This is a genomic window from Actinomadura sp. NTSP31, assembly GCF_041951385.1.
In the GTDB taxonomy this organism is placed as follows: domain Bacteria; phylum Actinomycetota; class Actinomycetes; order Streptosporangiales; family Streptosporangiaceae; genus Spirillospora; species Spirillospora napierensis.
The window spans coordinates 36,398-61,711 of record NZ_JBGNUT010000001.1; the positions used below are offsets into that span (position 1 = coordinate 36,398).

9 protein-coding genes are annotated in these 25,314 nt (G+C 72.6%); 5 read left to right on the forward strand and 4 right to left on the reverse strand.

The genetic code is table 11. The features are described from left to right. Positions 1 to 22: 22 nt before the first annotated feature. Positions 23 to 406: an MMPL family transporter gene (locus ACA514_RS00160; protein ID WP_375038867.1), complete on the reverse strand. Its 384-nt coding sequence runs from the start codon at positions 404 to 406 to the stop codon at positions 23 to 25. A gap of 263 nt (positions 407 to 669) precedes the next feature. Next, positions 670 to 903, reverse strand: a complete 234-nt coding sequence (locus ACA514_RS00165; protein WP_375038868.1) for a hypothetical protein — start codon at positions 901 to 903, stop codon at positions 670 to 672. Positions 904 to 1,049: 146 nt separating this feature from the next. On the opposite strand from ACA514_RS00165, the gene ACA514_RS00170 reads away from it, so the two are divergent. The 5 genes from ACA514_RS00170 to ACA514_RS00190 all read left to right on the forward strand — a co-directional run bounded on the left by ACA514_RS00170 (position 1,050) and on the right by ACA514_RS00190 (position 23,849). Continuing rightward, complete coding sequence (locus tag ACA514_RS00170; RefSeq protein ID WP_375038869.1) at positions 1,050 to 1,922, forward strand: alpha/beta fold hydrolase; 873 nt, start codon at positions 1,050 to 1,052, stop codon at positions 1,920 to 1,922. 169 nt (positions 1,923 to 2,091) lie between these two features. After that, a complete protein-coding gene (locus tag ACA514_RS00175) occupies positions 2,092 to 2,751 on the forward strand; it encodes a formylglycine-generating enzyme family protein (protein WP_375039372.1) in 660 nt (219 codons plus the stop codon). 791 nt (positions 2,752 to 3,542) lie between these two features. Beyond that, a complete protein-coding gene (locus tag ACA514_RS00180) occupies positions 3,543 to 5,183 on the forward strand; it encodes a phospholipase D family protein (RefSeq protein WP_375038870.1) in 1,641 nt (546 codons plus the stop codon). Then, a complete protein-coding gene (locus ACA514_RS00185) occupies positions 5,180 to 15,160 on the forward strand; it encodes a hypothetical protein (RefSeq protein ID WP_375038871.1) in 9,981 nt (3,326 codons plus the stop codon). The genes ACA514_RS00180 and ACA514_RS00185 overlap by 4 nt, the downstream gene beginning before the upstream one ends. A 61-nt stretch (positions 15,161 to 15,221) precedes the next feature. After that, positions 15,222 to 23,849 carry a LamG-like jellyroll fold domain-containing protein gene (locus ACA514_RS00190; RefSeq protein WP_375038872.1) on the forward strand — a complete coding sequence of 2,876 codons (8,628 nt, stop codon included), beginning with the start codon at positions 15,222 to 15,224 and terminating at the stop codon, positions 23,847 to 23,849. A 211-nt stretch (positions 23,850 to 24,060) separates the two neighbouring features. On the opposite strand, the gene ACA514_RS00195 is transcribed toward ACA514_RS00190, so the two are convergent. Both ACA514_RS00195 and ACA514_RS00200 read right to left on the reverse strand, forming a co-directional pair. Beyond that, entirely contained in the window at positions 24,061 to 24,468 is a 408-nt protein-coding gene (locus ACA514_RS00195) for a nuclear transport factor 2 family protein (protein ID WP_375038873.1), read from the reverse strand. Positions 24,469 to 24,499: 31 nt separating this feature from the next. Next, a complete protein-coding gene (locus ACA514_RS00200) occupies positions 24,500 to 25,192 on the reverse strand; it encodes a type 1 glutamine amidotransferase domain-containing protein (protein WP_375038874.1) in 693 nt (230 codons plus the stop codon). Positions 25,193 to 25,314: the final 122 nt, after the last annotated feature.

Here is a 25,314-nt window from a genome sequence, read left to right on the forward strand (position 1 = left end):
CAGGATTTCTCGGAGGCGGATGTCAGCGAGCGGGATGTTCAGCACGACCGGGGACACGGTGAACACCAGGAAGGTCGCCCCGAGAACGAGGCCGGCACCGGTGATGGCGGTGCCGGTGGCGCTGGGCGCGCGCGGTACGCCGCCCGCCGCGACCGTGCCGGGCGACCTTTTCGCGCGCCCGGCCCATGAGGAAGACCGTGTAGTCGACGCCGAGCGCGAGCATGAACAGCAGCCCGAGCGTCAGCACCGACGGGTCGGTGCGCGGCAGCCCGGCCGCGTGGAACGCCAGTATCGAAGCGCCGGTGGACAGGACGACGGCGCCGAGCAGCAGCAGCGGGGCGATCGCGGAGTGCGGCAGCATGCCGAGCTCCATGTCGAACGGGAACCCTCTGACCTGCAGAAACATCTTGACTGAGTCGCTGCAAGTCGATGGGAGCCTGAAGGCGTTGGCTCCCGAGGTGACGCGGAGAGGAATCCTGGGACGGCGCCGCCCGGGGCACCTCCTGGGCGAGGTCGAGGCGGCCGAACTGCTCGGCCGCGCGTACGCGAAGGTGCGTAAGGGCGGGCTCAGGGTCGCATACCGGGGTTCGTCGAGGCGTGCGGGCTGCCGCACTGGCGTCGGCGCGTCCTGACCGGCACGAGCTGGGGGGGCCCGCGCGCGCCGTGGCCTCACAGCCGCGGGTCGTCCACCAGCCGGTAGCAGCGGAACCCCTCGCCGTCCCGCACGGCGGTGAACCTCCGGCCCGGCAGCTCGTTCTTGGGAAGGCCGGCGTCGGACGCGATATCGGCGGCGGGCACCCGCACCGGGTCCCGGTAATCGTGGTCGGGGGCGACCAAGAGGGCGGTGTCGCCGACGTTGAGCAGGACCCGAACGGTGACTCGCTCGGGGATGGTATCGGTCATCTTCCTCGGCCCTTCCTGCCTCGCCGAAGTGCACTTCGGTGCAGTCGCTCTTCACCGGTCTTCCAGTGCGGCATCGGGCTTCGCCGAGCTTCAGCGCCCTGGCAGCCATGCCTCGGCCGACGGCCGGTTCGTGATGAAGTGGGCACATGGACTATGACGAGTTCGGGTTCTTTGAGGAGAACGTCCGGGAGGCCGGGCTGCCCTGGACGGGGCCACCGACGGTGCGGCGCGAGTTCGTCGAGGTCGGCGCCGGGCAGCGCGTGAGCGCCCTGGTCTGGGGCGGTGGATCTCCTCGCACCGTGTTGCTGCATGGTGGTGCGCAGAACGCGCACACCTGGGACACCGTCGCCTTGGCTCTCGACCACCCTCTGGTCGCCATCGACCTGCCTGGACACGGGCACTCCGATTGGCGCGAGGACCGGGACTACTGGCCCGCCCGCAACGCCGAGGCGATCGCCACGGTCATCGAACGGCTCGCTCCGGAGGCCGAATCGGTCGTGGGCATGTCGCTGGGCGGCCTCACAGCGATCCGCCTGGCCGCGCGTTACCCCGCACTGGTCCACAAGCTTGTCGTCGTGGACGTCACGCCGGGGGTGAACCTGGAGAAGGCCGCTCCCATCGCGGCGTTCGTCGACGGCCCCCAGACGTTCGCCTCCCTGGACGAGCTACTGGAGCGGACGATCCACTTCAACCCGAGCAGATCGGTCAGCTCGCTCCGCAGGGGCATCATGCACAACGCCGGGCGCCGCGAAGACGGCACGTGGCAATGGCGGTACGACCGCCTGCGACCGCCCGGCGACCGCCTCGCCTTCGAGGGCCTCTGGGACGACCTCACGACGGTGAAGGTGCCGACGATGCTGGTCCGGGGCTCGCTCTCCGGTGTCGTCTCCCCCGACGACATCGCTCAGTTCTCGCGTCTCGTCCCGCATGCACGAATCGAGACCGTGGACGGCGCGGGCCACTCGGTCCAAGGCGACAGGCCCGTAGAGCTGGCGCGCCTTCTCGACGCCTTCGTCTAACTGCCGCATCCGCTACGAACGCAGAGCCGACCTTCACCAAGCTCTGCTGGAACTGGCCTGCGGCATTATCTGCCTCCGTCGCCTCCGCAGCGCCCCTCGGACAGTTCGGTAGAGCGATGGGAAGACGCCAATAGGGTGGCCTGTTGTGGGCGCAGGGACGAGAAACGAGATGGTTGCCGTCCCGGCGGGACGGGTGACGCTGTCGGACCGGCGGACGCAGAGCAGTTGGCCGGCCGAGGTCGCGCCGTTTCAGATGGCGGCGTTCCCGGTTACGCAGTCGTGGTACGCACAGGTCACCGGTCAGCGGCCGAGTAGCGCCCAAGGCGACCGGCTGCCCGTCGAGGGCGTTTCGTGGTGGGACGCAATCCAGTTCTGCAACGCGTTGTCCCAGCGTGAGGGGCTGACGCCCGCGTATCACCTCCATGCCGACGCTGAGACGGCCGAATGGGACGCCTCCGCAGACGGGTACCGGCTGCCGACCGAGGCCGAATGGGAGCATGCCTGTCGTGCGGGCACCACCGGCCCGCGGTACGGCCAGCTCGACGAGGTCGCTTGGTACCGGGGCAACTCGGATGGGCAGATCCACCCTGTGGGCGGCAAGCAGCCCAACGCCTGGGGCCTGTACGACATGCTCGGCAACGTCTGGGATTGGTGCTGGGACGTCTACGACGCCGAGGTGTATGGCGCCTATCGCGTCCTCCGTGGTGGTGGATGGGCCGACGAGCATTGGAGCTGCCGGGCGTCGGTGCGGCGGCGCAGCCACCCGACCTTCCGGATCGACGACGTGGGATTCCGCATCGCGCGCTCCACACCGCTGCCTCGGCTGTGACAGCCTCATTCTGAAACGATCAGTAAGCCGGTCTCTTGCCAGGCGGAGCGGACCGCTCGTCGCCTTCGACCTCTGTGGCGAACCGGTCACTCTTGCACGGCACATTTGAGCTGCCCCGGGGTTCGATGAAGCCCGGCTTACCTGGCGCCGGTTGGTGTGTTGGTCGGACGGTAGTGGGGTGCGCCCGGCGGTCGCGCTTGCCGCAGAGCGGCGTCTAGACCTGCCTGCGCCGCTCAACTCCAACCCGTCCGAGCGCCTGCCGACGCTGATCCTCAACGGGGGCCGCGACCTCGGCACTCCGTTGGAATGGGCCCGGCAGGAATTCGCCGTCAGCCGCGCCGGACGCGACGCGTTGATCAAATGCCTGCCGGGCTGTGCGGCGCCGGCCGGAAGTGATTCACGCGCCTCCTCGCCGGCGGTATCGGGCACCGCCTCCCGGCGGGACCTCCCTGGGCCCGGCGGATACATGATCAAAAGTCCTTTTATGTAAATGTTTTTCGTATTTGTCGAGCAACGGAACAGGCCACGCGCCGGCAAGGGGTGCGCGGCGCGAAAACAAGCGGCTCGAGGGTCACGTTGGCGTGGCCGCGCGGCTGGGCATGGTCGCCGTCCGGATTAGGCCGAACCGTTGTCCGGGGTGGGGGTCACGTGTGAAAGTTGTTTCACCGTTGATTTCATCTTGATCATTCCTGCAGCTCGGCTGCCGCTGGGGACCAATGACCGGTCGCCGTCTTCTGCTGCCCGAATGCTGGATCGTGGAGTCGCGTATATAGCTCTCGGGGGGCTTTCTGGTGGCTGATATCGATGCGCTGATGAAGAAGTACTTCGTTCAGCCGGACGACACCGTTCCCCCTTCGGAGCCGCTCCCGGCCACCTTCGGGGGCTGCCGGGTCACCCCGCTGATCGACGGCGCCACCTACTTCACCGACCTCGCCGGGCAGATCGCCGCCCTGGGCCAGGGGACGCCGGCCGAGAACGCCGGGCAGTTCGTCTACATCGCCGGCTGGTGGCTGCATCTGGTGGGCGGCAAGGTCAACCCCGCGCCCGGCTCGACGGGGGCCTCGGTCGGGCCCTCGATCGGGCTGGAGAACCCGTTCTCCCTGAACGGCCCCGGCGCCGCGAACCACCTGGCCGACGTGCTCAAGGCCAAGGCGGCGGCCGGTGTCGACGTCCGGGTGCTGGGCTGGATCTCGTTCTCGGTCATGGCCGACTACTTCGTCCTGACCGCGGCGATCCAGAAGGGCGCGGCCGCGATTCGCGACGTCAACGTGGGCACCATGGCCTCGATCCGCGAGTTGCGCAAGGTGCCCGCGCTGTCGGACAAGGCCATCTTGAACATCATCTCCCACTCGGCCGGGGCGGTGCACACCAAGATGGTGCTCGTCGGAAACGGCACCAGCGCCCTCGGCTACACCGGCGGGCTCGACCTGGTGGGCGACCGCCACGGCTCCCAGCCTCATCCCCAGGGGCAGTGGCACGACGTGCAGGCCAAGGTCGAGGGCCCGGCGGTGCAGGCGATGTACGACCTGTACCGCAACATGTGGAACGAGGTCAGGGCGCGGGAGATCCGGTCCTTCCGCTACGGCGACGAGAAGATCGTCAGCCACATGGCCACCACGCCCGAGGCGCCGGCGCGCACGCTGCCCACCACGCCGGTGGGCAGGCACCACGTCCAGTCGCTGCGGACCGTGCCGCGGTTCAACTACACGACCTTCAACATCCTGCCGGAGAACAAGAAGATCTCCTTCGCGCCGGACGGGCTGTTCGAGGTGCACTCGGCCTGGTTCAACGCCGTCCTCACCGCCGAGAAGTACGTCTACATCGAGGACCAGGGGTTCTGGTCGACCGAGGTGATGATCTGGCTGAACCAGGCGCTCAAGGCCCGGGACGGCCTGAAGGTGCTGCTGGTGACCGGCGTAGCCGATCCCAACGACCCGCACTTTCCCCCGTACGCCAAGGTCGCGCTGTTCAAGGGCCTGCTCCATGACCTGAATCCCCAGCAGCTCGGCCGGGTGCGCATGTTCAGCCGCAACCTGATCGTGCACACCAAGAGCACGATCGTCGACGACCACTGGGCGCTCATCGGCTCGGCCAACTCTTTTCGCCGCAGCCTCTACAGCGACATCGAGCACGCGGTTGGCCTGCTGGACGAGGAGGACGTGCTGGCCCAGCAGTACCGGACGCAGCTGTGGAGCGACCACTTCGGGCTGCTCACCTCCGCCGACCAGCAGAAGATCGCTGATCTGGACAAGGCCCTCAACGTGTGGGAGAGCACCTGGGGGTCGCCCGGCAGCGGGGTGACCCTGCCCGCCACCGTCACACCCGTCACGCTCCCCACCGCCGAGACGGTGCTCAGCGACAAAGAGCAGGACCGCTACGACCGCTACGCCGACGTCGATTCGCGCCAGGCCTGGGGAGGGTGCCTGCCATGAGCAGCAGCACTATGTTCGTCACCCTCAACGAGTTCATGGGCAGCAAGTGGCCGGCCTTCCTGCCCAGGCCGTCCGACCCCGCCGTGCTCGACCACGTCTGGATCGAGCCGCCGCAGACCACCGCCAAGCCCGGCGAGGTCAACCTGACCACCCGCCTGCTGTTCGAGCGGGAACTGGTGCTGGGGCTGCCCGGCGTGGACGCGGTGAGCCTGGTGCTGGCCCCGACGAGCGGCGACGGCGCGTCCACCGAGCTGGGCCTGGAGATCGACATCCTGCCGCAGACGGTGCTGCGCATGACCGACGTGCCGGTCGCGCTGCGCTTCGATCCCAAAGTGCTGCGTCCCATGCGCAAGGTGTCGACCGGCGGCGACGCGCGCTACGAGCCCGATCCCGGACGTCCCTTCGTCCAGATCGCGGTACCGAAGCTCAGCGGCCGCGCGAGCAAGGACGGCGTCGCCTTCGACACTCCCTTCGCCGCTCAGCTGCCGTACCCGGTGTCGATCGGCGACACCGGGGTCGTGATCGACAGCGCCGCGGTCGGGTTCCAGCGCTCCGGCGGCAAGGCGTGCGTGGTGATGCGGTGGACCGAGGGCGGCCTCAGCGGACTGCTCGGCCGGTTCATCCCCAACCTCGGCGACCGCAGCCCGGCGGGCGACCAGCAGGTCACGCTGCGCCTCATCATCGGGGACGGTCTGGAAGAGGTGCGCCTGGACTGGCAGGCCGCCGCCCCCGGCGCGACGTTCGCGCTCCCCGGCCTCAGCGTGTCCGTCCCGTCGTCCAGCCGCTTCTCGGTGCTGCTCATGCGGCAGGGAACGAGCCTGAGCCGCGCCGCCCTGGTCGTCACCCTCACCGGGGACGACCCGGTGACGGCGGGCAGCACCTTCGCCTGGGGCCGCGACGGCGACCGGGAGCTGCACAACGACGAGCCGCCGCAGCCGCCCGACAAGCCGCTGTTCGCCGTCACCCTCAAACCGGCGGGCGGGCCGCGCAGCCTGGTGCTGCTGGACGTCACGCTCGGCGCGCCGAAGCTGCCCGGCTTCTTCCGGCAGCTCACCACGCCGATTCCACCGCTGGACCTCAACGACCCGGCCACCCTGTGCACCCCGGTGGTCTTCGACCCGGCCGACCTCGGGACCGGCTGGAGCGCCCAGCTGAGCGTCAACATCGACGCGGGCGGCGGCGCGTTCACCCTGCCGTTCCTCAAGCAGGGCCAGGGCACCGACTCGCAGTTCCTTCAGCTCTACACCGACACGCCGCTCACCGGGCTGCCGATCACGCTGCCGCAAGGTGCGGTGAGCTTCGACCTCGGGGTGCGGGTGCGGGTTCTCAGCCTCAGCCTCGACCTGCTGTGCCGGCTGACCTTCGACCTGAGCACCTTCGCGCTCAAGGTCGACCACGACCAGGGGATCGCGTTGCGCTCGACGCAGGCCGAGCGGGAGTTCCCCGACCTGTTCGGGCTGCGCTGGCGGTTCAGGGGCAAGGACCTGGGCGACAAGACCTTCCACTACTTCACCCTGGCCACCAAGGACTACCACTACCAGCTCCAGCAGCCGGACGGGGCGGTGCTGGAGCTGGACTTCACCCGCGCCAGCGAGGAGCCGATCACCTTCGGCGTCCGGGACTTCGCCCTGACGCCGAAGGGCGTCAACCTCTCGGCCACGGTCACCGACCGGCCGGCCCGGCTGAACGGGCTGCGCACGCGGTTCCGCTTCACCGACAGCGGCTTCTCGATCCGCGAGAACCGGATCGCCGACTTCACCCTCGCCGGGTCGGGTCCGCTGCCGCCCGACCTGGTCGGCGACGCCACCGCCGACATCGCCCTGCAGTTCGCGCAGCGCGACGGCGGCAACCTGACCCTGGTGCAGGGCGCGGCGAACCTGCGCGGTGTCAAGCTCCTGGACTGCAAGGGGACGCGCTTCCAGTTCTCGGTGGACGCGCTGGGCCTGCGGTTCGTCGACGACGGCGCCTTCCACCTGTACTTCACCATCACCGGCTCCGCCCGGTTCGTCCTGGCCCCCGGCGACGACGCCGACGGGCCGCTGGCGCTGCTCGGCAAGATCCGCATCGACCTGGTCCAGTGCCCGCTCACCGGCGACGCCAAGGTCATCGCCAAGCACGTGAAGTTCCTGGTCGAGCTGCCCAAGCCGGTCACGTTCAACTTCCTCGGCTGCTTCGAGATGGAGCTGCGCGCGGTCGGGTTCGTCCCGCAGTGCGAGTTCTTCGACGGCGACGGGGCCATGCAGGTGACCGGCCAGCTGAAGTTCGCGCAGGGCCCCGGCGACACACCGGACTCGCGGCCCGACTACCACGAGATGTTCGTCGGCCTCCCGGCGCCGGGCGAGTTCGTCCCGCGCATCCACTTCACGCGCCTGCCGGTGAACCTCGCCATCGGCGCGGCGTTCCGGTTGAGCGGCGTCGTCGACTTCGTGGACGAGCCCGACCAGACCGGGCTGGTCGGCGAGGGCATGGTGCAGATCCAGGGGCTGCCGACCATCGCGGCCAGCTTCGGGTTCCTGCGCGTGCGCCGCGGCCCCGGCTCGCCCTGGCTGCGGGCCTGGTTCCTCTACCTGGAGATCCGCCAGGTCAGCTTCATGATCCCGGTCATCCAGATCTACCTGCGCGAGATCGGGATGGGCTTCGGCTACCGCTTCACCATCGCGTCGATCAAGGCCGCCGACGCCGAGAACGATGTGAAGAAGCTGCTGAAGACCCTGGAGGGCCTCTCGCGCACCCAGGGGGACCTGTCCAAGCGCGACCGCTGGGCGGTGGACCTGGAGGACGCCGGCCAGGACCCGCGCTGGACGATCGTGCTCCGCGCGATGATCTCGCAGACCTCCGCCTCGGTCTCGCCGCTGCGCTACGACGCGTTCGCCGAGGCCGACCTGGCCTGCGTCTTCCTCGTCGACGCGATCATCGCGTTCCGCAGCGACCTGACCTTCTTCATGGCGGTCCGCGGCTGGTTCAACACCAACTACGCCGACTACGTCAACAACAAGGACGGCGCCCGCGAGAACCCGATCCTCAGCGGCTTCGTGCTGCTGTCCCCGCGGCAGAAGCGCTTCCTGGCCCACATCTCCAAGCCGGAGGGCGGGAAGCCGGGCGTCCACCCGCCGCTGCCCGACTTCGTCCGCGACGCGATCGCCAGCAGCCGCTTCTCCGCGACCCTGCTGATCGAACCGGGCCTGTTCCACTACGAGCTCGGCTGGCCCAACATGCTGCGCTGGCACACCACGCTCGGTCCGCTGGCCGTCGAGGTCGAGGGCGGGTTCATCTTCCGCGTCTCCAGCACCGAGCTGGTGCTCGGCACCAGCTTCCTCGCGCGCGGACGGCTCGAGCTCAGCGCCGGCGTGGACCTCGGGCTGGTCGGCGTGCGGATCAGTGCCACCGCGCGGGTGGCGTTCGGGGCGCGCTACATCGGCGTGGTCGACTTCCGCGACCCGCTGAACGACTCGGCCGTCTACGGCGCGATCGGGCTGGAGGTGCAGGTCTCCTTCGCCATCGAGTTCTGGATCAAGATCCCGCTGGTGTTCACCACCATCCGGCTGTCGTTCCGGTTCAGCCTCGAGATCACCTTCAGCGCGGGCCTGGAGATCGGCGTCAAGGGGCTGAGCATCCCCGGCGTGCGCGGCACCGGCACCGTCGGCGTCTCCTGCTGCGGCCACAGCCTGCAGGCCACCGTCAAGATCGCCTTCGAGGAGGGGAACGTCCAGGCGGCCCTCGACCGGACCAGGCAGTTCCTGTCGCTGGGGCTGGAGGCCACCGAGGTCGAGCCGGTGCCGGGCACCGGCGGCGCGATGCACGCCGCGCCGCAGTTCACGTCCGCACTCGGCGCGCGCCGTGCCGCCCTGCCGCCGCGCGCCCTGGCGGCCGTGATCGGCGAGCGGGCGGCCGCACCGGTTCCCGATGTGTTCCACGTGCCCGGATATGTCCTGTTCGTGTTGCGCGACGCGCCGAGCTGGGACGCCGACCACCAGATCTACTTCGTCCTGCTGCCGCAGGCCGAACGGCTGCACCGGGACGCGCAGGGACGGCTGATCCCGGACGAGGACGGCTTCCCGATCGCCGAGCCCGAACTCGGATTCCTGCCGCCACCGCCCGCCGACGGCACCGCGGTCGGCAAGGACTTCTCGCTGCGCGTCCCGAAGCCGGCGGCCGGCGAGAGCTACACCCTGCGGCACTTCGAACCCCTGCCCACGCCGCAGTTCGTCGACGTGACCGGCGCGGTCACCGCCGGCAACCCGATCACCTGGGCGGTGAACTGGGCCGCGCGGCTGTACACCGGCGGCTCGGCCGAGCGCCGTGTGGTGAACCCGACCACCGGCCAGGCGAGCGACCCCGCGCCCCTGCAGGACGGGCTCAGCCTGGCCCAGCACCTCGGCAACGCCTTCAAGCAGACCTACACCGGCGCGGGGGACACCGCGGTCGCGCACCCGGTCGGCGATCCCGGTGCGCTGCCCGGCCACCGTCCGCCGGTCGACGACCCGCGCGTGCAGAACCCTTCGGACAGCTCCTACGAGGCGGCCGTCCGCGGAGCGTACGAGCAGTTCGGCGGCTCGCCCTACCTCAAGCGCGACCCGCAGGAGCTCTACGAGCAGCTGCTGGAGGCCGCGTTCGACCCGCGCACGACGATCTACGCCGCCGACGGCACCGCGCAGGACGACGGCGACCCCGGCACGGTCGGCGCCGTCCAGGCCGACCAGCAGGCCCACCAGCTGCGCGGCGTGATCATCCACGACATCATCGCCGACCTGCGCGCCTTCCACGCCGAGCCCGACCCGGCCAGGCGCGCCGTGCTGGCCGCCGGGTCACTGGCCTTCCAGATGGGCCTGGTGTTCGCGGTGCGCACCGCCACCGACCGCCGTCCCGCCTGGCTCGACCAGGTCGCCACCGGCCTGGACGCCCAGCCGTCCATCAGCCAGCGCGAACGGCCCGACGCCACCGCCCCCGGCGGCACCGGCAAGGACGTGCGGTCCTTCAACGTCGCCCAGGCCCAGTTCGACCTGTTCCCGCCCGAGTTCCAGCAGGTGCGCCAGTACACCGACGCGAGCACCGTGGCCCTGGCCTGGGAGTTGAGCTGGCAGCGCCAGGCACTTCCGGGGGTCAGCCGCGTCCAGAACGACCCCGACCACCACCTGGCCCACTACCTGGTGCGCCGGCGCGCCCTGGACGGTGACGAGGCCGAGCGCACCACCACGGTCAAACCGGTCAAGGTGCTGCACCGCCACACCACCGACGTCGCCGCGGCGGGCCAGGTCACGCCGACCGACACCCTGTCGCAGCTCCAGCCGCGCTTCCAGGTGGTCGACCACTTCCCCGACACCGCCGCCGACCGCGCCGCGCTGCCGCGCGAGGGACGCGGCTACGTCTACACCATCACGCCGGTCGACTTCGCCGGCAACGCCGGACGCCCGCTGACCCTCATCGCGACCCGCTACCCCACCACACCCCCGGCGGTGCCGGTGGACGGCGACCTCACCGTCGGCTACAGCATCGCCCCGTCCGACCTGGCCCCGGCCGGCGCGGTGACCCCGCAGGTGATGGAGCCGCGCCAGGTCTACGTCGAGTGGAGCGAGGCGGCCCGCCAGGACGGTCCGGCCGTGCCGATCCGCACCTACCGGCTGGTCTTCCGCCGCGAGAGCACCGTCCCGATCGGCTCCTACGGCCTGGACAGCACCACCCAGCGCGGCCGCACCGCCGGGCTGCCGACCTCCAACGCCCGGCCGCTGCCCACCGACATCAAGATCGATCTCGACCATGTCTTCGGGCCGCCCGGTGCGCGCGCGGCGGTGGTCCCGGTCGCCGCGCTGCGGGACGCGGGCGTGCTGCCGGACGGCGCCTGGCGTCCCGAGGCGTGGCGGGTGTTCTTCCAGACGATCTCCGACCGGGACGTGCCGTCGGCCCTGGCGCCGGTGCAGCTCCTGCTCGCCGCCGAAGCGGTCGCCGCGCCGCCCACCACGCCCGCGCCGACCGACCGCATCGAGCACTCGGGCAATCCGCGCGAGGAACGCCGCCCGGCCGAGCTGGAGTGGCTGCCGCGCCCGACCGGCTTCGCGGTCGTCCGGCCCGAGGACGAACGCGCCGAGCCGGGCCTGGCGCACGCGCCCATGCCGCTGCCCGGCACCGCACCCGGCGGCCCGCCGCCGTTCGTGTTCACCGGCGACATCGGCGCGGGCGTCGGGTTCCGGCCGCATCCCCAGGGCATCCGGGCGATCCGGTTCCGCTGGAACCAAGGGCCCAGCGGCGACGCCGCCTACCCCCTGGAGCTGAACGCCGGCTACCGGCTGTACGAACTGGACATCGACGCGGCCACCACCGACACCTTCGCCAGCGCCGCCCGGCTCGCCGCCGAGCTGCGGCCGCGGCAGGAGGTCCAGATGCTCCCGGCCGACGACCTGGCGCTGGTGCCCGGCGACACGCTCAACACCAGTCAGTGGGAGGCGTGGTACCCCGGGGCCGTCCAGCGGCGCCGTCCGCCCGACCCGTCCGCCCAGGGCGTGCAGGACGAGCGCGGTCCCTGGTACTCCTGGCAGGACTCCTACCTGGAATGGCCCGAATGGCAGGGCGTCACCCAGCCCGGCGGCAAGCGCGAAACGCCGCTGCATCCGCTGCTGGAACGCCTGGTGGAGCGACTGCGCGCGCTGCGCCCCGGCAGCGTCACCGACCCGCAGGGCCGGGTCGCCGACGGCTACGCCGCCGCCCTGCAGCTCAGCCCTCCGACGCTGCCCAACGACCTGGCCGATTTCCTGGCCAGTTGCCCACCGGGCGCCGACCGCTACGGCTGGGGCGCGCTGCAACGTCTCGGACTGTCGGTGACGTTCAGCCTCCACGACCCCGGCACCGGCGCCGTGCGCGGCCCGAAACTGCTGGAACTGCTCAAGGAACTCTTCGCACGCCTGGAGAGCACCCCTGCCGACCCCGACGCCGCGGCCTTCGCCGCACTGCGCCGGCATCTGCACGTCGAGCTGCTGTTCCAGCCGGGACGCAGCATCCAGCTCGGCGAGCGTCCGGCCGCGGGCGACGACCTGCTGGCGCTCGTCCAGATCAGCCTGCGGCCGGCCGTACGGCAGCGGCTGCGCTACCGCGCCGTCACCCTCACCGGACGCTCCAACGCCGACGTCGAGGTGCGCTTCACCCTCTCCGCGCCGTGCAGCCTGGTCACCCGGCCCGACGGCGGCGCCGGGCAGCAGGAGCTCGAGCCGCGGCCCGCGCCGATCGCCCGCACGATCCGGCTGCCGCTCAACGGCGAGACGGCCCTGCTGCTGCGCGGCGCCACGCTGCCCGCGACGATCGAGGTCCGTCCGCAGGCCCGGCTGACCACCGATCCCACGCCGTTCGACCCGGCGATCGCGCCGCTGCTGGACTACGACCCCGGCCGCAAGCTGCTCAGCGCCCGCACCCTGCTCAGCGCCGACCAGCTGACGCTGCTGCGCCCCTCGCTCGCCGCGGCCGACCTGCCGGCCGCGGAGAACCTGGCCGGGACGGTCCGGACCGAGGACTTCAGCCCGACCGACGAGCGCACCCACCACTTCACCGTCGCGACCGACGCGCTGGCCGCCGCGTTCACCGCGCCGGGCGACGGCGTCCCCGAGCACGTCCAGTGGATGCGGCTCAAGTACTACCTGGAGACGTTGAACAGCAACGACCCCAAGGTGCCCGATTCGGGCAGGGTCGCCCTCCCCGCCGACGCGGCCGGGATCGCCAAGGCGCTGCCCGACGTCCTCGCCTGGACGGCGCGGTTCTTCGACGGGAGCGGCGCGGTGGACGTCGGACCGGACGGCCTCGGCGCGACCGGCGCCGGTCCCTGGACCGCCACGGCCTACCCGCGCGCCGGTTCGCCCGCGCCGGCCACGCCCGACGCCGACGGGCGCCTGACCTACACGCAGCTGATCGAGGACCGCTGGGCGCACACGCTGCGCTACTACCTCCAGCCGTACGGCCGCTACGACCTCCTGTGGCAGAGCCTGCGCCGCTCCCCCACGCTGTTCCCCGGCCGCGCGGCCACCGAGGCCGACACCCCGGCCGTGCAGGTGGATCCCGCCGCGGGCGGACTGGACGTGGTGCTCGACCGCACGCAGGCCGTCGACGCCCCGCTCATCCTCGGCTCGCGGCGGCTGGACGAGCCGGCCACCCCGGCGCGTCCGCCCGCGCCCGGCGCGATCTGGGAGGTGATCGTCGCCCAGCACCACGAGCAGACCCTGGCCGAGCGCAACCAGACCCTGCTCCGCCGGCTCGCCTTCCGGCAGGTCGCCTTCACCCTGCTGCGCCGCTTCGGCTACTCGGACTGGTACGCGTGGGTGCGCGGCTTCGCCGAGGACCACCAGCGCGAGCTGCCCGTCCGCCTGGTCGAGGACGTCTACCCGCCCATCCCGGACGCCCTGCCCGGCGCGCCTGACCATCTCGTCCTGGACGGCACGACGGACCAGGACGAGCTGCGCGGCCTCGACCTGCCCGAGCGCGTCGGCGACTTCTCCCAGGGCGTCCTCGCCCTGCAGTGGCGGGCCCTGCCGTTCTACTACGAGCACCGCCTGCTGGTGATCGCCCAGACCGACGGCACCGTGTCGCCGGTCAACGGCGTCACCCAGCGCGACCTGACCTACCGCTCACCGCTGCCGAGCGCCACCGTCAGCGGAACGGACATCGTGTGGCACCGGCTGCCGCCGTTCCCGCCCCTGCCGCACGCCGACGACCAGTTCCAGCAGGACACCCGCGTCCGCACCGTCACGATCCCGCTGCGCCGGTTCTGGGACAGCCTGCCCGACGAGGCCCAGCAGCGCTGGCCCGCGGAGGCGCCCGACGCCGCGGGCGGTGCCGCCACGGCGCGCAAGCCGGGCGCCCTGCCCGACCCCGAGGTGGTCTACCAGATCGTCGAGCTGTTCAGCGGCAACATCGAGGTGCAGGCCGAGTGCTTCTACGACCCGGTAGCGCGGAAGTTCACCCACCGCCAGCTCGGCAAACGCTTCCTGGTGGCGCGGACGACGCTGGCGCCTCCGGCCGGCGCGCTCGGCGACTTCCCGCTGGCGGTCGACCTCGTCCAGGTGAGCGAGGAGCACCTGAGCACCGGCTACGACGTCAGCGACCTGCCGCTCGACACCCGCAACCGGGTCGCCGTCGACGCGCACGGACGGCTGCTGCTCGCCGGAGTGATGACCAAGGGCGATCGCGACGCCCTGGTCCAGCTGATGCGCGAACCGGACGCGGCCAAGATCCGGGACCTGTTCGACGGCTGGTACACCACCGAGCCGGTCAGCGCCCCCGCCGCGAACCTGCCCGACCGGTTCCGGGCGCTCATCGACTTCCTGCCCGCGCCGACCTTGACCCTGGTCTGGCAGGGCCCCTCGGACGCGGCCGCCGCGGACCTGCGGCGCCTCCCCGGCGACAGCGCCTTCACCGGCGCGGTCGCGCAGATCATCACCCGGGCCGCCGGCGCGGGCCCGGACGCCGTCGTCCGCGTCGGGATCCCCGCCGGGCCCGAGCAGATCCCGGCCGAGCTCCACGACAAGGTGGGGCTCGCGCGCAACGCACCCGGAACCCAGTACACCGGCATCACCTGGACCGGCGCGATGAGCGGCGACGACATCGCCGCGCTGCGCCGCTGGGCCCGCTTCCCCGAGTTCGCGGACGCCGTCGAGAAGCTGATCGCGGCCGTGCGCGACGCGAGCGCGGGCACCCCGCCGCCGCCGTCGGTCACCGTCCCGTTCGCCGTCGCGGTCCGTCCCACCCAGGCCGCGCTCAGCGGCGTCCTGGCCGACAAGCTGCTGCTCGGCGCGGTGCTGATGCGTTACCACGGCATGATGCGCGCCGACGATCCGGCCGCGCTGGCGGCGTCCTATCCCGGACGGCCCGACCGGCTCGCGCTCGGGCGGCTGCACCGCACCAGCCAGGGCGGCGGCATGCGCGGCCGGTCCCTGGTGATCCGGACCCGGCGCGGCAGCGCCGGGCCGAGCGACCCGCGACCGATCGATCCCACCGACCTGTGACGGCCCTTTCACGGCCGGAACCGGCGGTCCCTGCCGGCCACGAGCGGACCAGGAGGAGCAGATGGCGAAACTTCCCGACCTGCCGAAGCTGAGAATCGCGGGCCCCTTCTGGACGGCCGAGGCCGAGGTGATCCGGCTGGCCGACCCGGTCACCGACTTCGCCTTCCGCACCCTGTTCGCGGACACCACGCCGCGCAAGGCGGTCGGCGAGAACAACGTGCTGCTGCCGGGCTCCCTGCTGGCGCTGGTCTACGTCACCAGCGTCACCGTCAACCCGACGAACGGCGCCACGCCGCAGTACCTGTGGACGCGCAGCGGCACCAAGCCCGACGGGCACCTCCCGCCCCAGGCGATCCGCGCGGCGATCAACGCCGGCACCGCCGGCCTGCTGCTGCTCCAGGCGCCCGCCGACGGGTGGCCCACCGGCGTCGTCGGCAACCTGCCGGTCCTCACCTGCCTCGGCGGCGAGATCGTCCTCGATGCGATGACGCCCCAGGCCGGCGCCGTCCAGCGGCTTTACACCGCGCTGGGCCTGGCCCCGGCGGCGATCGCGCAGCGGACCGGCCCCGCTCATCTGCTCGGCGCCCTGGCCGTCCACTCCGGGGGGCTGTCGGCCTTCGGCCAGATCCGCCTGCTGTGGGACAGCGCACCGGTCAGTGCGGTGTTCCAGCTCGCCCGGGTCGTCCCCGACCCGGTTCCGGCGCCGGGGCCGGCGGTGCGCGGCTTCCGGATGACGATCGAGACCGAGCGGCTGACCGACGCCGAGCAGGCGGCGCTCCTCACCTCCTGGCGGCGGCTCAACCGCTTCCTCAACCCCGACAACCCGCTGAACGGGCTGGTCCAGCCGGTGCCCGCACCGCAGTGGGCCACCCTGGAACTCGCCGACCCGCTCACCGTCCCGCGCCTGTTCTGGGAGATCGCGCCCTGGCGGGAGCAGCCCGGCACGCGTCCGATCGGCTTCCCGGGCGAGACGTTCAGCCTGCTGCTGAGCGACCGGCAGCCCTACGACCCGGCCGTGCAGCCCGACACGCTCGCCCGGATCACCCCCGCGGGCGCGCGGGTCTCCGCCGACGGCACGAACCTGCGGTTGGAACTGGCGGCCGGCGACCCGCCCGCCGGATCCCTCGGCACGTTCGGCTACCACGCCGTCCGCAACGGCACCGGCTGGAGCGAGCGGGTCACCCTCGCCGCCACCACGCTGGCCTTCGACCCGAACGAGGCCGCGCGACGGCTCCGCGCCATCTTGCAGGAGCCCGAACCGTCCTGGACCCGGCCGGCGGCGGGGACCACCGCTCCCGTCACCCCGCCCGTGCTCTGGGGGTTCACGCCGTTGGACGACGGCTGGGCCCAGCTTCCGCTGCCCAACCTGTCCGAGCAGATCTACCTCGACGCGGGCGTTGCCCAGGCGCAGCCCGTCCCGGCGCCCGCCAACCTGTTGCGCGGCGCCGTCAGCTACGGCAACGACGACTCCTCCGGGCTCGGCCAGGCGCCCGGCGAGCAGCCATGGAGCCTCACCCTCGCCGCGGCCCAGCACATGACCGGCACCTGGGTGCTCGCCCCGGTCGGCGCCGAGTACCGGCTCCAGTCGGCCGACCTGACCCTGGACGCGCCCGAGGTGGCGCTCAACGGCCTGTTCTGGCTGAGCACCCAGGCGCCCACCGCGGCCGACGCCCTGCCCGACCTGGACGACTGGATCGGCGGCCTGACGACCGTCCCCCTGCACACCGTCACCGGACGCGAACTGTTCGCGCCGCTGGTACGGCTCACCTTCGACGCGATCGGCCTCACCTGGCGCGGCACCCCCGCGCCCTCGGCCGCCCTGGGCGCCTGGGCCTTCCAGTACGGCCTCGACCCGGTCCTGCTGCGCGCCCTCGTGACCAGCGGGGTCCTGGCCCCCGACACCCTCAGCGCGGCGCTGCCGCTGGTCTGGCGCCGCCACCCGACGCTGCCGATGGTGCAGGCCCTGGCGCTCACCCAGAGCATCGACCCGCCCAACGTGCCGATCGCCGGCCGGCAGTTCGTCCCGTTCGAGCTGCCGGTGGTCCGCCAGGACGGCCTGGACCTGCCCGGCTCCTGGCGCTTCGCCGCCGGCGGCGCCGCCGAATGGCCGCGCTACGGCGGCGCCTTCGCGCCCGCCCGCGAATGGCTCGGCACGGACGCGGACAAGCTGTACGACCTGCCCCTGGCAGCGCTCTCGCTGCCCGGGCTGGTCCTCGACCCGCGCCCCGACGGCGACCCGCCGCAGAGCGACCCCGCGCTCGGCCTGGCCGTCCAGTACCGGCACGACCTGCCCTACACCGACGAGATCCAGGCGCTGGCCCAGCTTCCCAAGATCCCCAAGGACCCGCGGGAGAGCTCGCCGCTGCCCGACACCGCGCGGCCCGATCCGCCGCGCCCGCTCACCCGCGCGGACTACGCCGCGCACTGGCGGCGCCTCGCCGAGCGCGCCGGCCTCGCCGCCGCCGACGGCGTGACCGCCCTCGCCCGCCAGGACGGCCAGACCGTGCTGCGCTTCCTGGCCTCCACCCGCGCCTGGCCCGTCCGCGCGACCTTCGCCCTGGACGGCTACCCCGGCGAGCTGCGCCTGGACAACGCCGACCCCGCGCAGAGCGCCCCGCTGGCGCTGACCGGCGAGGCGGCCCTGCGCGGGATCGACGGCGACTTCGCCGACGGGGCCACCGGCCTGCGCCGCCTGCCCGCGGACGCGCCGGCCGGCACCGCCCAGTACCGGTTGACGGCCGGAAGCATGGCCGCCCGCGCCGTGAGCGGCACCGGTTTCGCCGACCAGCGCGGGCTGGTGCGCGGCGCGAGCGCGTCCGCGTCCAACCTGATCCGGACGCCACTGAGCCACCCCACCGCGGGCGACGTGCAGCTGACCACGACCCGCATCCCTATCACCCTCGGCCACGGGACGGCGTCCTGGCGGCTGTGGTTCCGGGACCTGCCCGCCCAGGGCTCAAGCTTCACCAAGGCGTCCGCCCGCTCGCCCAGATCCGTCGAGCTGGATCTGGACAGCAACGACCCGGAGGCGCGCAGCAGCGACTACGAGCACCGCACCGGATACGAGTGGCGGCTGCGTCCGCTCGACGACGGTCCCGACGCGTCCGCGCCCGGTCTCGACCTGTTCGGCCTGCGCTTCTTCCCGCTGGTGCTCGACCGCGTGCTGTTCGCCGGCGACGGTGTGACCACCGTCGAGGTGATCGGGCGGTTGCAGCTTCCGGTGGCCGGTTCCGCCGACGAGCAGACCGAGCTGAGCAACTGCGTACGGCTGGCCTTCACCGGCACCGGCGGTGCTGGTCCCGGCAGCGCCTCGCTGAGCCTGAGCGCCATCGGGCTGGAGGGTTCCGCGCTGGAGTGGCCGCTGGCCGTCTCGGCCGGCGAGGCCGGGGACGCGCCGCGCCTGCGGATCGGCAGTGTCGCCCTGGCCTCCGGTGGCACCGGCCTGACCGCCGACCAGGTGCGGTTGTCCTTCCACCTGTTCCAGGTGGAGTGGACGGTCGCGCTGCCGGCGATCGCCTTCCCCAACCCCACCACGCCGCCCTTCACCCTGCCCGGTGCGTCCGCCCAGGACCCGATCGTCCCGCAGCGGGTCGCGCTCGGCCTCGACATGACCGGCGGCGAGCACACCCTGAACCTCACCCTCGCCGTCCGGGTCGGCCGGCCGCCGACCGGGTTGCAGGCCCTCTACCGCTTCGACGAGGGCAGCGGCGCGACCGTCCACGACTCGTCCGGCATCGGCGCGCCGCTGCACCTGACCGCCGCCACGACCCAGGGCATGAGCTGGAGCGCCGGCGGCCTGACCCTCACCAGGCCGACGCTGATCCGCTCGGGCGCCGCCGCCGCGAAACTGACCGCGGCGGTGAAGGCGAGCAACGAGATCAGCGTCGAGGCGTGGCTGAAGCTCGTCACCGGCCCGCCGCCCAACGGGCAGTTCGACATCCTCACCGTCTCCTCCGACGACGCGCACCGCAACGTCACGCTCCAGCAGCGCAAGGCGCCGCCCGACTCGTCCATCCTGGACGCCTGGCTGCGCACCGACGCCACCGGCGACACCGGTGGCCCCGACCTGGCCACCCCGGCCGCGGCGCTCGGCCCCGCCCTGACCCACCTGGCCTTCACCCGCTCCGCCGACGGCCGCACCCGGATCTACATCAACGGGCAGCTCAAGGCCGAGCACACCGTCGGCGGAAGCCTGGCCGCCTGGAACGACCGGTTCGAGCTGGCCCTCGGTGACGAGACGACCGGCGGACGCGCCTGGCTGGGCACCTACCGCATGGTCGCGCTCTACGACCGCGCCCTCACCGCCGAGGAGGTCGCCGCACGCTTCGCCTCGGGCGCGGCCTCCGCGCCGATGACGACCCGGGGGCAGGCCCTGGCGGCCGCGCTGACCTTCAACCTGATGGCCTCTGAGGCCGGGGCGGGGAGCTTCACGCTCGACAGCGCGAACCTGTTCGACGACCTCACCCTCGCCGTCACCCTTCCCGACAGCTCGCCCGCCGCCCTGGCCGGCGACACCACACTCCAATTCGGGTGGAACGGCTACAGCGCCCCGCACCCGGACGGCCTCCAGTTCCTGCCCGGCATGCGCCTCGCCGACGCCGGGACGCCCGGGGTCGGCGAACGCGCCGCCCCCGGCTTCGCCACGGTGACCTTCCGCGCCACCGCCCGGCCGGACGACCTGCCCCGACTCCCCCTCACCGGCGCCTTCGTCGAAGCTCTACTGACCACCCACTGGGGCCGCTCGCTGCAGGACCCCGTCCCGAACCGGACCGCCGATGCGGCCCAGCTGTACGGCTCCTCGGCCGGCGACCTCGTAATCGGCTACACCTCGCGCCTGGACGGCTCGGAGTGGCAGGAGCGCTTCCTGCTCAACGGGATGCTCACCGCCACCGACCTGGTCTCCTGGCCGCAGCAGCTCAGCTACGACGCGTCCAACGCGCGCATCACCCTGCCCGCGGCCCGCGCCGCCGGAGCCCCGCCCCTGACCCACCTGCGCCACACCATCCGGGTACTGCTGAACCAGCACGAGCTGCCCGCCTCCATCCTGACCGGCGCCGACGGCCCGCTGCTGTTCACCTTCGCCCCGGGCCAGAGCTGGCAGCCCCTGGCCCTGGTCGAACACCAGCTGGTCGAGGTGGCCCCGGCGGCCGGCGGGAGCGGCGGGACCCTCGGCCGCGAGACCCGCTGGACGTCCGTCCAGGAGGTGCGGCTGCTCGCGCCCCAGCGCGCCGCGCAGTTCCTGCGGGGCCTGGCCGGCCTCCAGACCACCGACCCCGTCACCGGCGTCAGCCCGCTCGGCGGCGTCAGCGGCGGCTACCTGGCCGCCGGCCTGTCGGCGCTGCTGGCCGACCCGGGCGCGGCGCTCGACGCGCTGCCCCGCGACACGCTGCTCATCGAGGCGAGCGGGCACCACCTGGTCGGGCTCGTGCCCGCGCCCGACAGCGCGGCCACGACCCTGCAGTACCTCCCGACCGGCAGCCAGGGCGCCCTGCTCAGCAGCCCGGCGGACTACGCGCCCGGCGACCCGGCCGACCCGCGCTGGCTGCTGCTGACCATGCCGTTCCTGGGACGCCTGCAGGACACCTCCCGCGACCTGGCCCAGCCGCCCGCCGGGCAGCAGCCCAGCCCGCTGCAGACCGACCCGCTGCTGCTCATCTCCCGCCTGCGCGGCAGCGCCCCCACCACCGCCCTGCCCGCCCTGGCCCTCGCCCTGTGCGGCTGGGCCGACAGCACGCCGCTGCCCATCACCCTCGCCGGCCTGGACACCGCGGTCGGCCGCAGCTTCGCCCGGCTCGACCCGGCGTCGCTGGAGGAGAGCTGGTTCCGCGCGCAGAACCCGCCCCCCGAACCGCAGGACGACCTGCTCCAGAGCGTCCTCGCGGCGCTGCCCGAGACCCCGGCCCGGCTCAGCCGCCCGGCCGCCCTGCGCCAGGCCTTCGACCCGCGCCGTCCCTTCTACCCGCCCCGGCCGTCCGGCCAGCCGGAACTGACCGAACCCTCGCCGTACGCCGACCCGGTCTGGCGCGAGGACGAGCTGCTGCTGATCCAATCGGTGAGCACCCTGACGCCGACCGGCAAGCCGCCTTACGGCTGGACGCTGGCCGCGGCACTCATCGCCAGTAGCGGACTGCTCGGCCAGCCTCCCGCCGACGGGCCCCGCCGCTATCCCGCGGCCACGCTCATCCCCGCCCCGCTCTCGCTCGACGGCGCCGCCAACCCGCGTCCGCTGAACATCGTGGTCAGCCCGTACCTGGGACTCCAGTGGCGTCCGGCCCCGGCGATCCCGGCGGGCGGACCGTCCCCGTTGGCGCCCCGGCTCCTGGTGGCCGAGCTGCTCTGCCTGGCGCCCGGCACCGCACGGCTGCAGCCGGTGGCGAGCCGCATGTGGAGCGTCCAGCCCGGCAACCCCGACCTGGCCGACGAGAGCCACCTGCGCGCCCAGGCCCAGAGCTGGGCCGCGCAGTCCCAGCGCCTGCTGGCGCCGGAGTCGCCGATCGGGGTGCTGCGCTACCGGACCATCAGCGACAACATCCGCCCCGACAACCTGGGAGAGGCGGCCCTGACCACCGGCCACGCCTTCGCCCTGGTCCGGGTGACGAGCGCGTCGCCGCTGGCCAAGCGGCTGTTCCGCATCCGTCCCGCCCTCGCCGCCCTGCGCTACCGCGAGGGCCAGTGCAACATCGCGGCGCTGCCCGCAGGCGCCCGCGACTTCGAGCTCGCACCGCCGCAGACGGTCGGGGTGCAGCCGCTCTACCTCACCCAGCGCCCTCGCGCCGGCCTGCCCGCGTGGCCCTGGGGTCTGAGCGCGCTGCGGGTCGGCGTCCGCTACACCAAGGACGAGCAGGGCGTCATCGGCACGGCCACCCCTGGGGCGGCAGGCCGGACGCTCTGGTGGCAGACCGTCCAGCGGACGGTGCAGTTCCGCTCCGCGCTGCACACCGACCGGCCCACCGGCGGCCTGCCGCGCCGCTTCCGGGCGCCCGCCGTCCACAGTCTGCTCCCCGCACCGCCCGACCCGCCCCTGCCCGCGCTGACCGGAGCGCTGTTCGACCAGCCTCCCCTCGCTTCGCCGGGCGCCCCGGAGGGCCCCGCGCTGGGCCATTGGCAGCCCGTCCTGCCCGGCGGACTGCGCTACCTGGTGACCGGCATCCGTCCCGGCGTCTTCGTGACACTGCGGAACCAGCTCCTGCGCCAGAGCGGCATCGTCCTGACCGGCGAGCACGTGCGCCCGCGCGGCCTGGGCATGCTCTCCGGCGGGCTGCCGGTACAGCACCGCGCGCCGCGTCCGGTACCGCTGCCCGCCAACATCGACGGACGGCAGACGGTCGCGCTGCGCACCTGGGCCGGCCACTTCGACCCCGACCAGCTCGCGCTGGTCACGCCGTCGCCCGCCGACGAAGCGTTCCGCGCCGCCTTCTCCGACCCGCCGGAGAACCCGACCTACCGGCAGACCGCCCAGCGCCTGCGGATGCGGCTGGCCGCGGGCGAGCGCCACTCCCTGGACGTGGCGTGGGACGGCGTCCTGACCTTCGTCTACCGGATCGACGGCAGCGTCCCCCTGGTCGGCGGGCAGCAGCCGGAGACCCCGGCGTCCGGCATCCCCGACTGGATTCTGGCACTGGAGCTCGTCGCCGCCGGACAGGTCACGGCCCTCCAGAACATCACCACCCCGGCCCTCGTCCTCACTCCGTCCCTGCGCGCCCAGCTCAGTGCGGTCGGCGTGGCCGTGCCGGACGCCGACACCATCGACACGACGAAGTTCGCGATCTGCCAGTTCGCCCTTCCGGGCGCCCCGGACACCCGCGCCGCCCGAGCCCGCCAGCTGATCGCGGCCCTGCCACCCGGCGCTTCCGTCCTCGCGCGCGCCACCGCACAGTTCGCCCCGCACCAGCCCGGCGCCGAGGGGTACCACGACGGCTACGGCCACGAGCTGCACTTCCCGCTCCGCGTGGCCGACCCGAACGCGCCGGCCCTGCCCCTCGTCCCGCGCCACGTCCATTTCGAGGACCCCGAATACAACCGGCGCCTCGCCTCCCCGTCCGCCCACGCCGGCGTCTCGGTGCAGTTCCCCGGATCCGGCACCAGCCCGCAGCGCACCATCACGCTCTCCGCCGAGCGGCGCGAGTGCAACGCGACGAGCACGCTGGCCCTGCGTTTCGACTGGGACCAACCGCCCCACGGCACCCCGAACGTCACGCTGACGCTGCAGAAGATCGACCTGGACCAGACCCCGCGCGACCTGACCGCCCCGAACCCCGCGGGCACCCTCGTCCCGGGAAAGCTCTACCAGCTCTCCCTGGCCGCGATCCAGAACCTGAACGGCCCCTTCACCCCGGGCGAGCGCCTGCGACTCGTCCTACACGTCGACTCGGGACCGGTCAAGCCAGCCGTGGTGCAGCTCGACATCACCATCGTCGAGGCGCCCGTCATCCCCGCGGCCGAAGCGGCCTACGCTCTCCTGCGCAAGCAGAAGACCGGCGACCACACCTACGTCGAATGCGTTCGCTTCGCCTGGGCCCCCGAAGCCCAGCGCGTCGAACTCGTCAACCCGGCCGACCTCCGCACCGAAGTGGTCCGCCGCCGCGCCGTCTTCCACCTCACCGACTCCGCCCGCCCTACCCGCGCCCCCCAGTACACCCTCCAAAAACTCACCCCTTCCGGCTCGACCCACATCCCCCCGACCACCTGACCACCGCCCGCAGGCACCCGCTGGGCGGCTTCACGCAGAGCGTCTCCCCGGCGATGCTCCCGACCGACTCGTGCGATCGGCATGGAAGATTCAGGACACCGCGACGGTGCCGGCCTGCGCGGGCGGGCGCGGAGGAGAGGTGTGAGGGCCGCTGATCACCGCGTGATCGCGGACGGCTCGGCCGGTCGGGAACGCCAGGGGCGGGAAGCCGTCACCGATCAGGGATCGGGTCGGCGAGGGCCGCGCGCGAGGAGGGCGCCTGGAACGGGTCGGCGAAGTACTGGGTCTCGTGCGTCACCAGGCCGTCGGTGAACTCCATGATGCTCACCGACCAGGTGGGCGCACCGTCATAGGTGATCACGCACTCGCTCACCCAAAGGTCGCCGCCGCCCTGGATCCGCATGACGGCGAAGTGGCGTTCGGCCGCGTGTCCGCCGCGTTGCGCCTGGATGGTCGACCTGCCGCGGAAGCGCTCCCCGGACTGGGGGTAGTCCAGGATCGCCTCCGGCGCGTAGATCGCGTGCTCGGCCTCGATGTCGCCGCGCTCAGAGGCCTCCCAGTGCTGCTCCAGCCTGGCCCGGGTACCGGCGTCACGATCCGTGCGGCCGGTGCGGCTCATGGTCGACCGCGCCTCTGCGAGCGGCGCGCCGTCACGGAAGGACCTTGAGGAGCCGTTCGGCCAGGACTGCCGCCGACGCGGGATTCTGGCCGGTGAACAGGGTGCGGTCGACCACCGTGTAGGGCTTCCACGGTTCGCCCTTGGTGAAGTCGACGCCCAGGTCGATGAGCTCGTCCTCGAGCAGCCAGCGGGCCTTGGGACCGAGCCCGACCGCGTTCTCCTCCTCGTTGGTGAACGCGGTGATCCGGTAGCCGGCGAAGGGCGAGACGCCGCGGATCCTGGTCGCCAGCATCGCGGCCGGGGCGTGGCAGACGATCGCCAGCGGCTTGCCGGAGGCCAGTGCGGCGGTCAGCAGCCGACCCGTGTCGGCGTCGACGCACAGATCCTCCATCGGGCCGTGACCGCCCGGGCAGTAGACGGCGTCGTAGTCCTCCAGGCGCGCGTCCGCGATCCGGATCGGCCGCCGCATCTCCTCCGCGGTGCGGATGATCGCTTCCAGGTCCAGGGCGGCCTGCGCGCTGCCGGCCATCTCGGGGCGCAGGCTCATCATGTCCACGGTCGGGACGACCGCCCCGGGGGTGGCGACGACGATCTGGTGGCCGGCCTCGGTGAGCGCCTTGTACGGGGCCGCGAACTCCTCGGCCCAGTAACCCGTCGCATGCCTGGTGCCGTCCTTGAGCGTCCAATAGGCCGTGCCGGACATCACGAACAGAAGCTTCGCCATCGACAACCACCTCCATCGTTCCCACTTCGCCACTACATGTACATGTATGACTACAGAATGTCATATCGGGATAGAGGGTGCGGGGCGGGGGCGTCGGCCGCTGTTGCAGCCCAGCCCCGCTT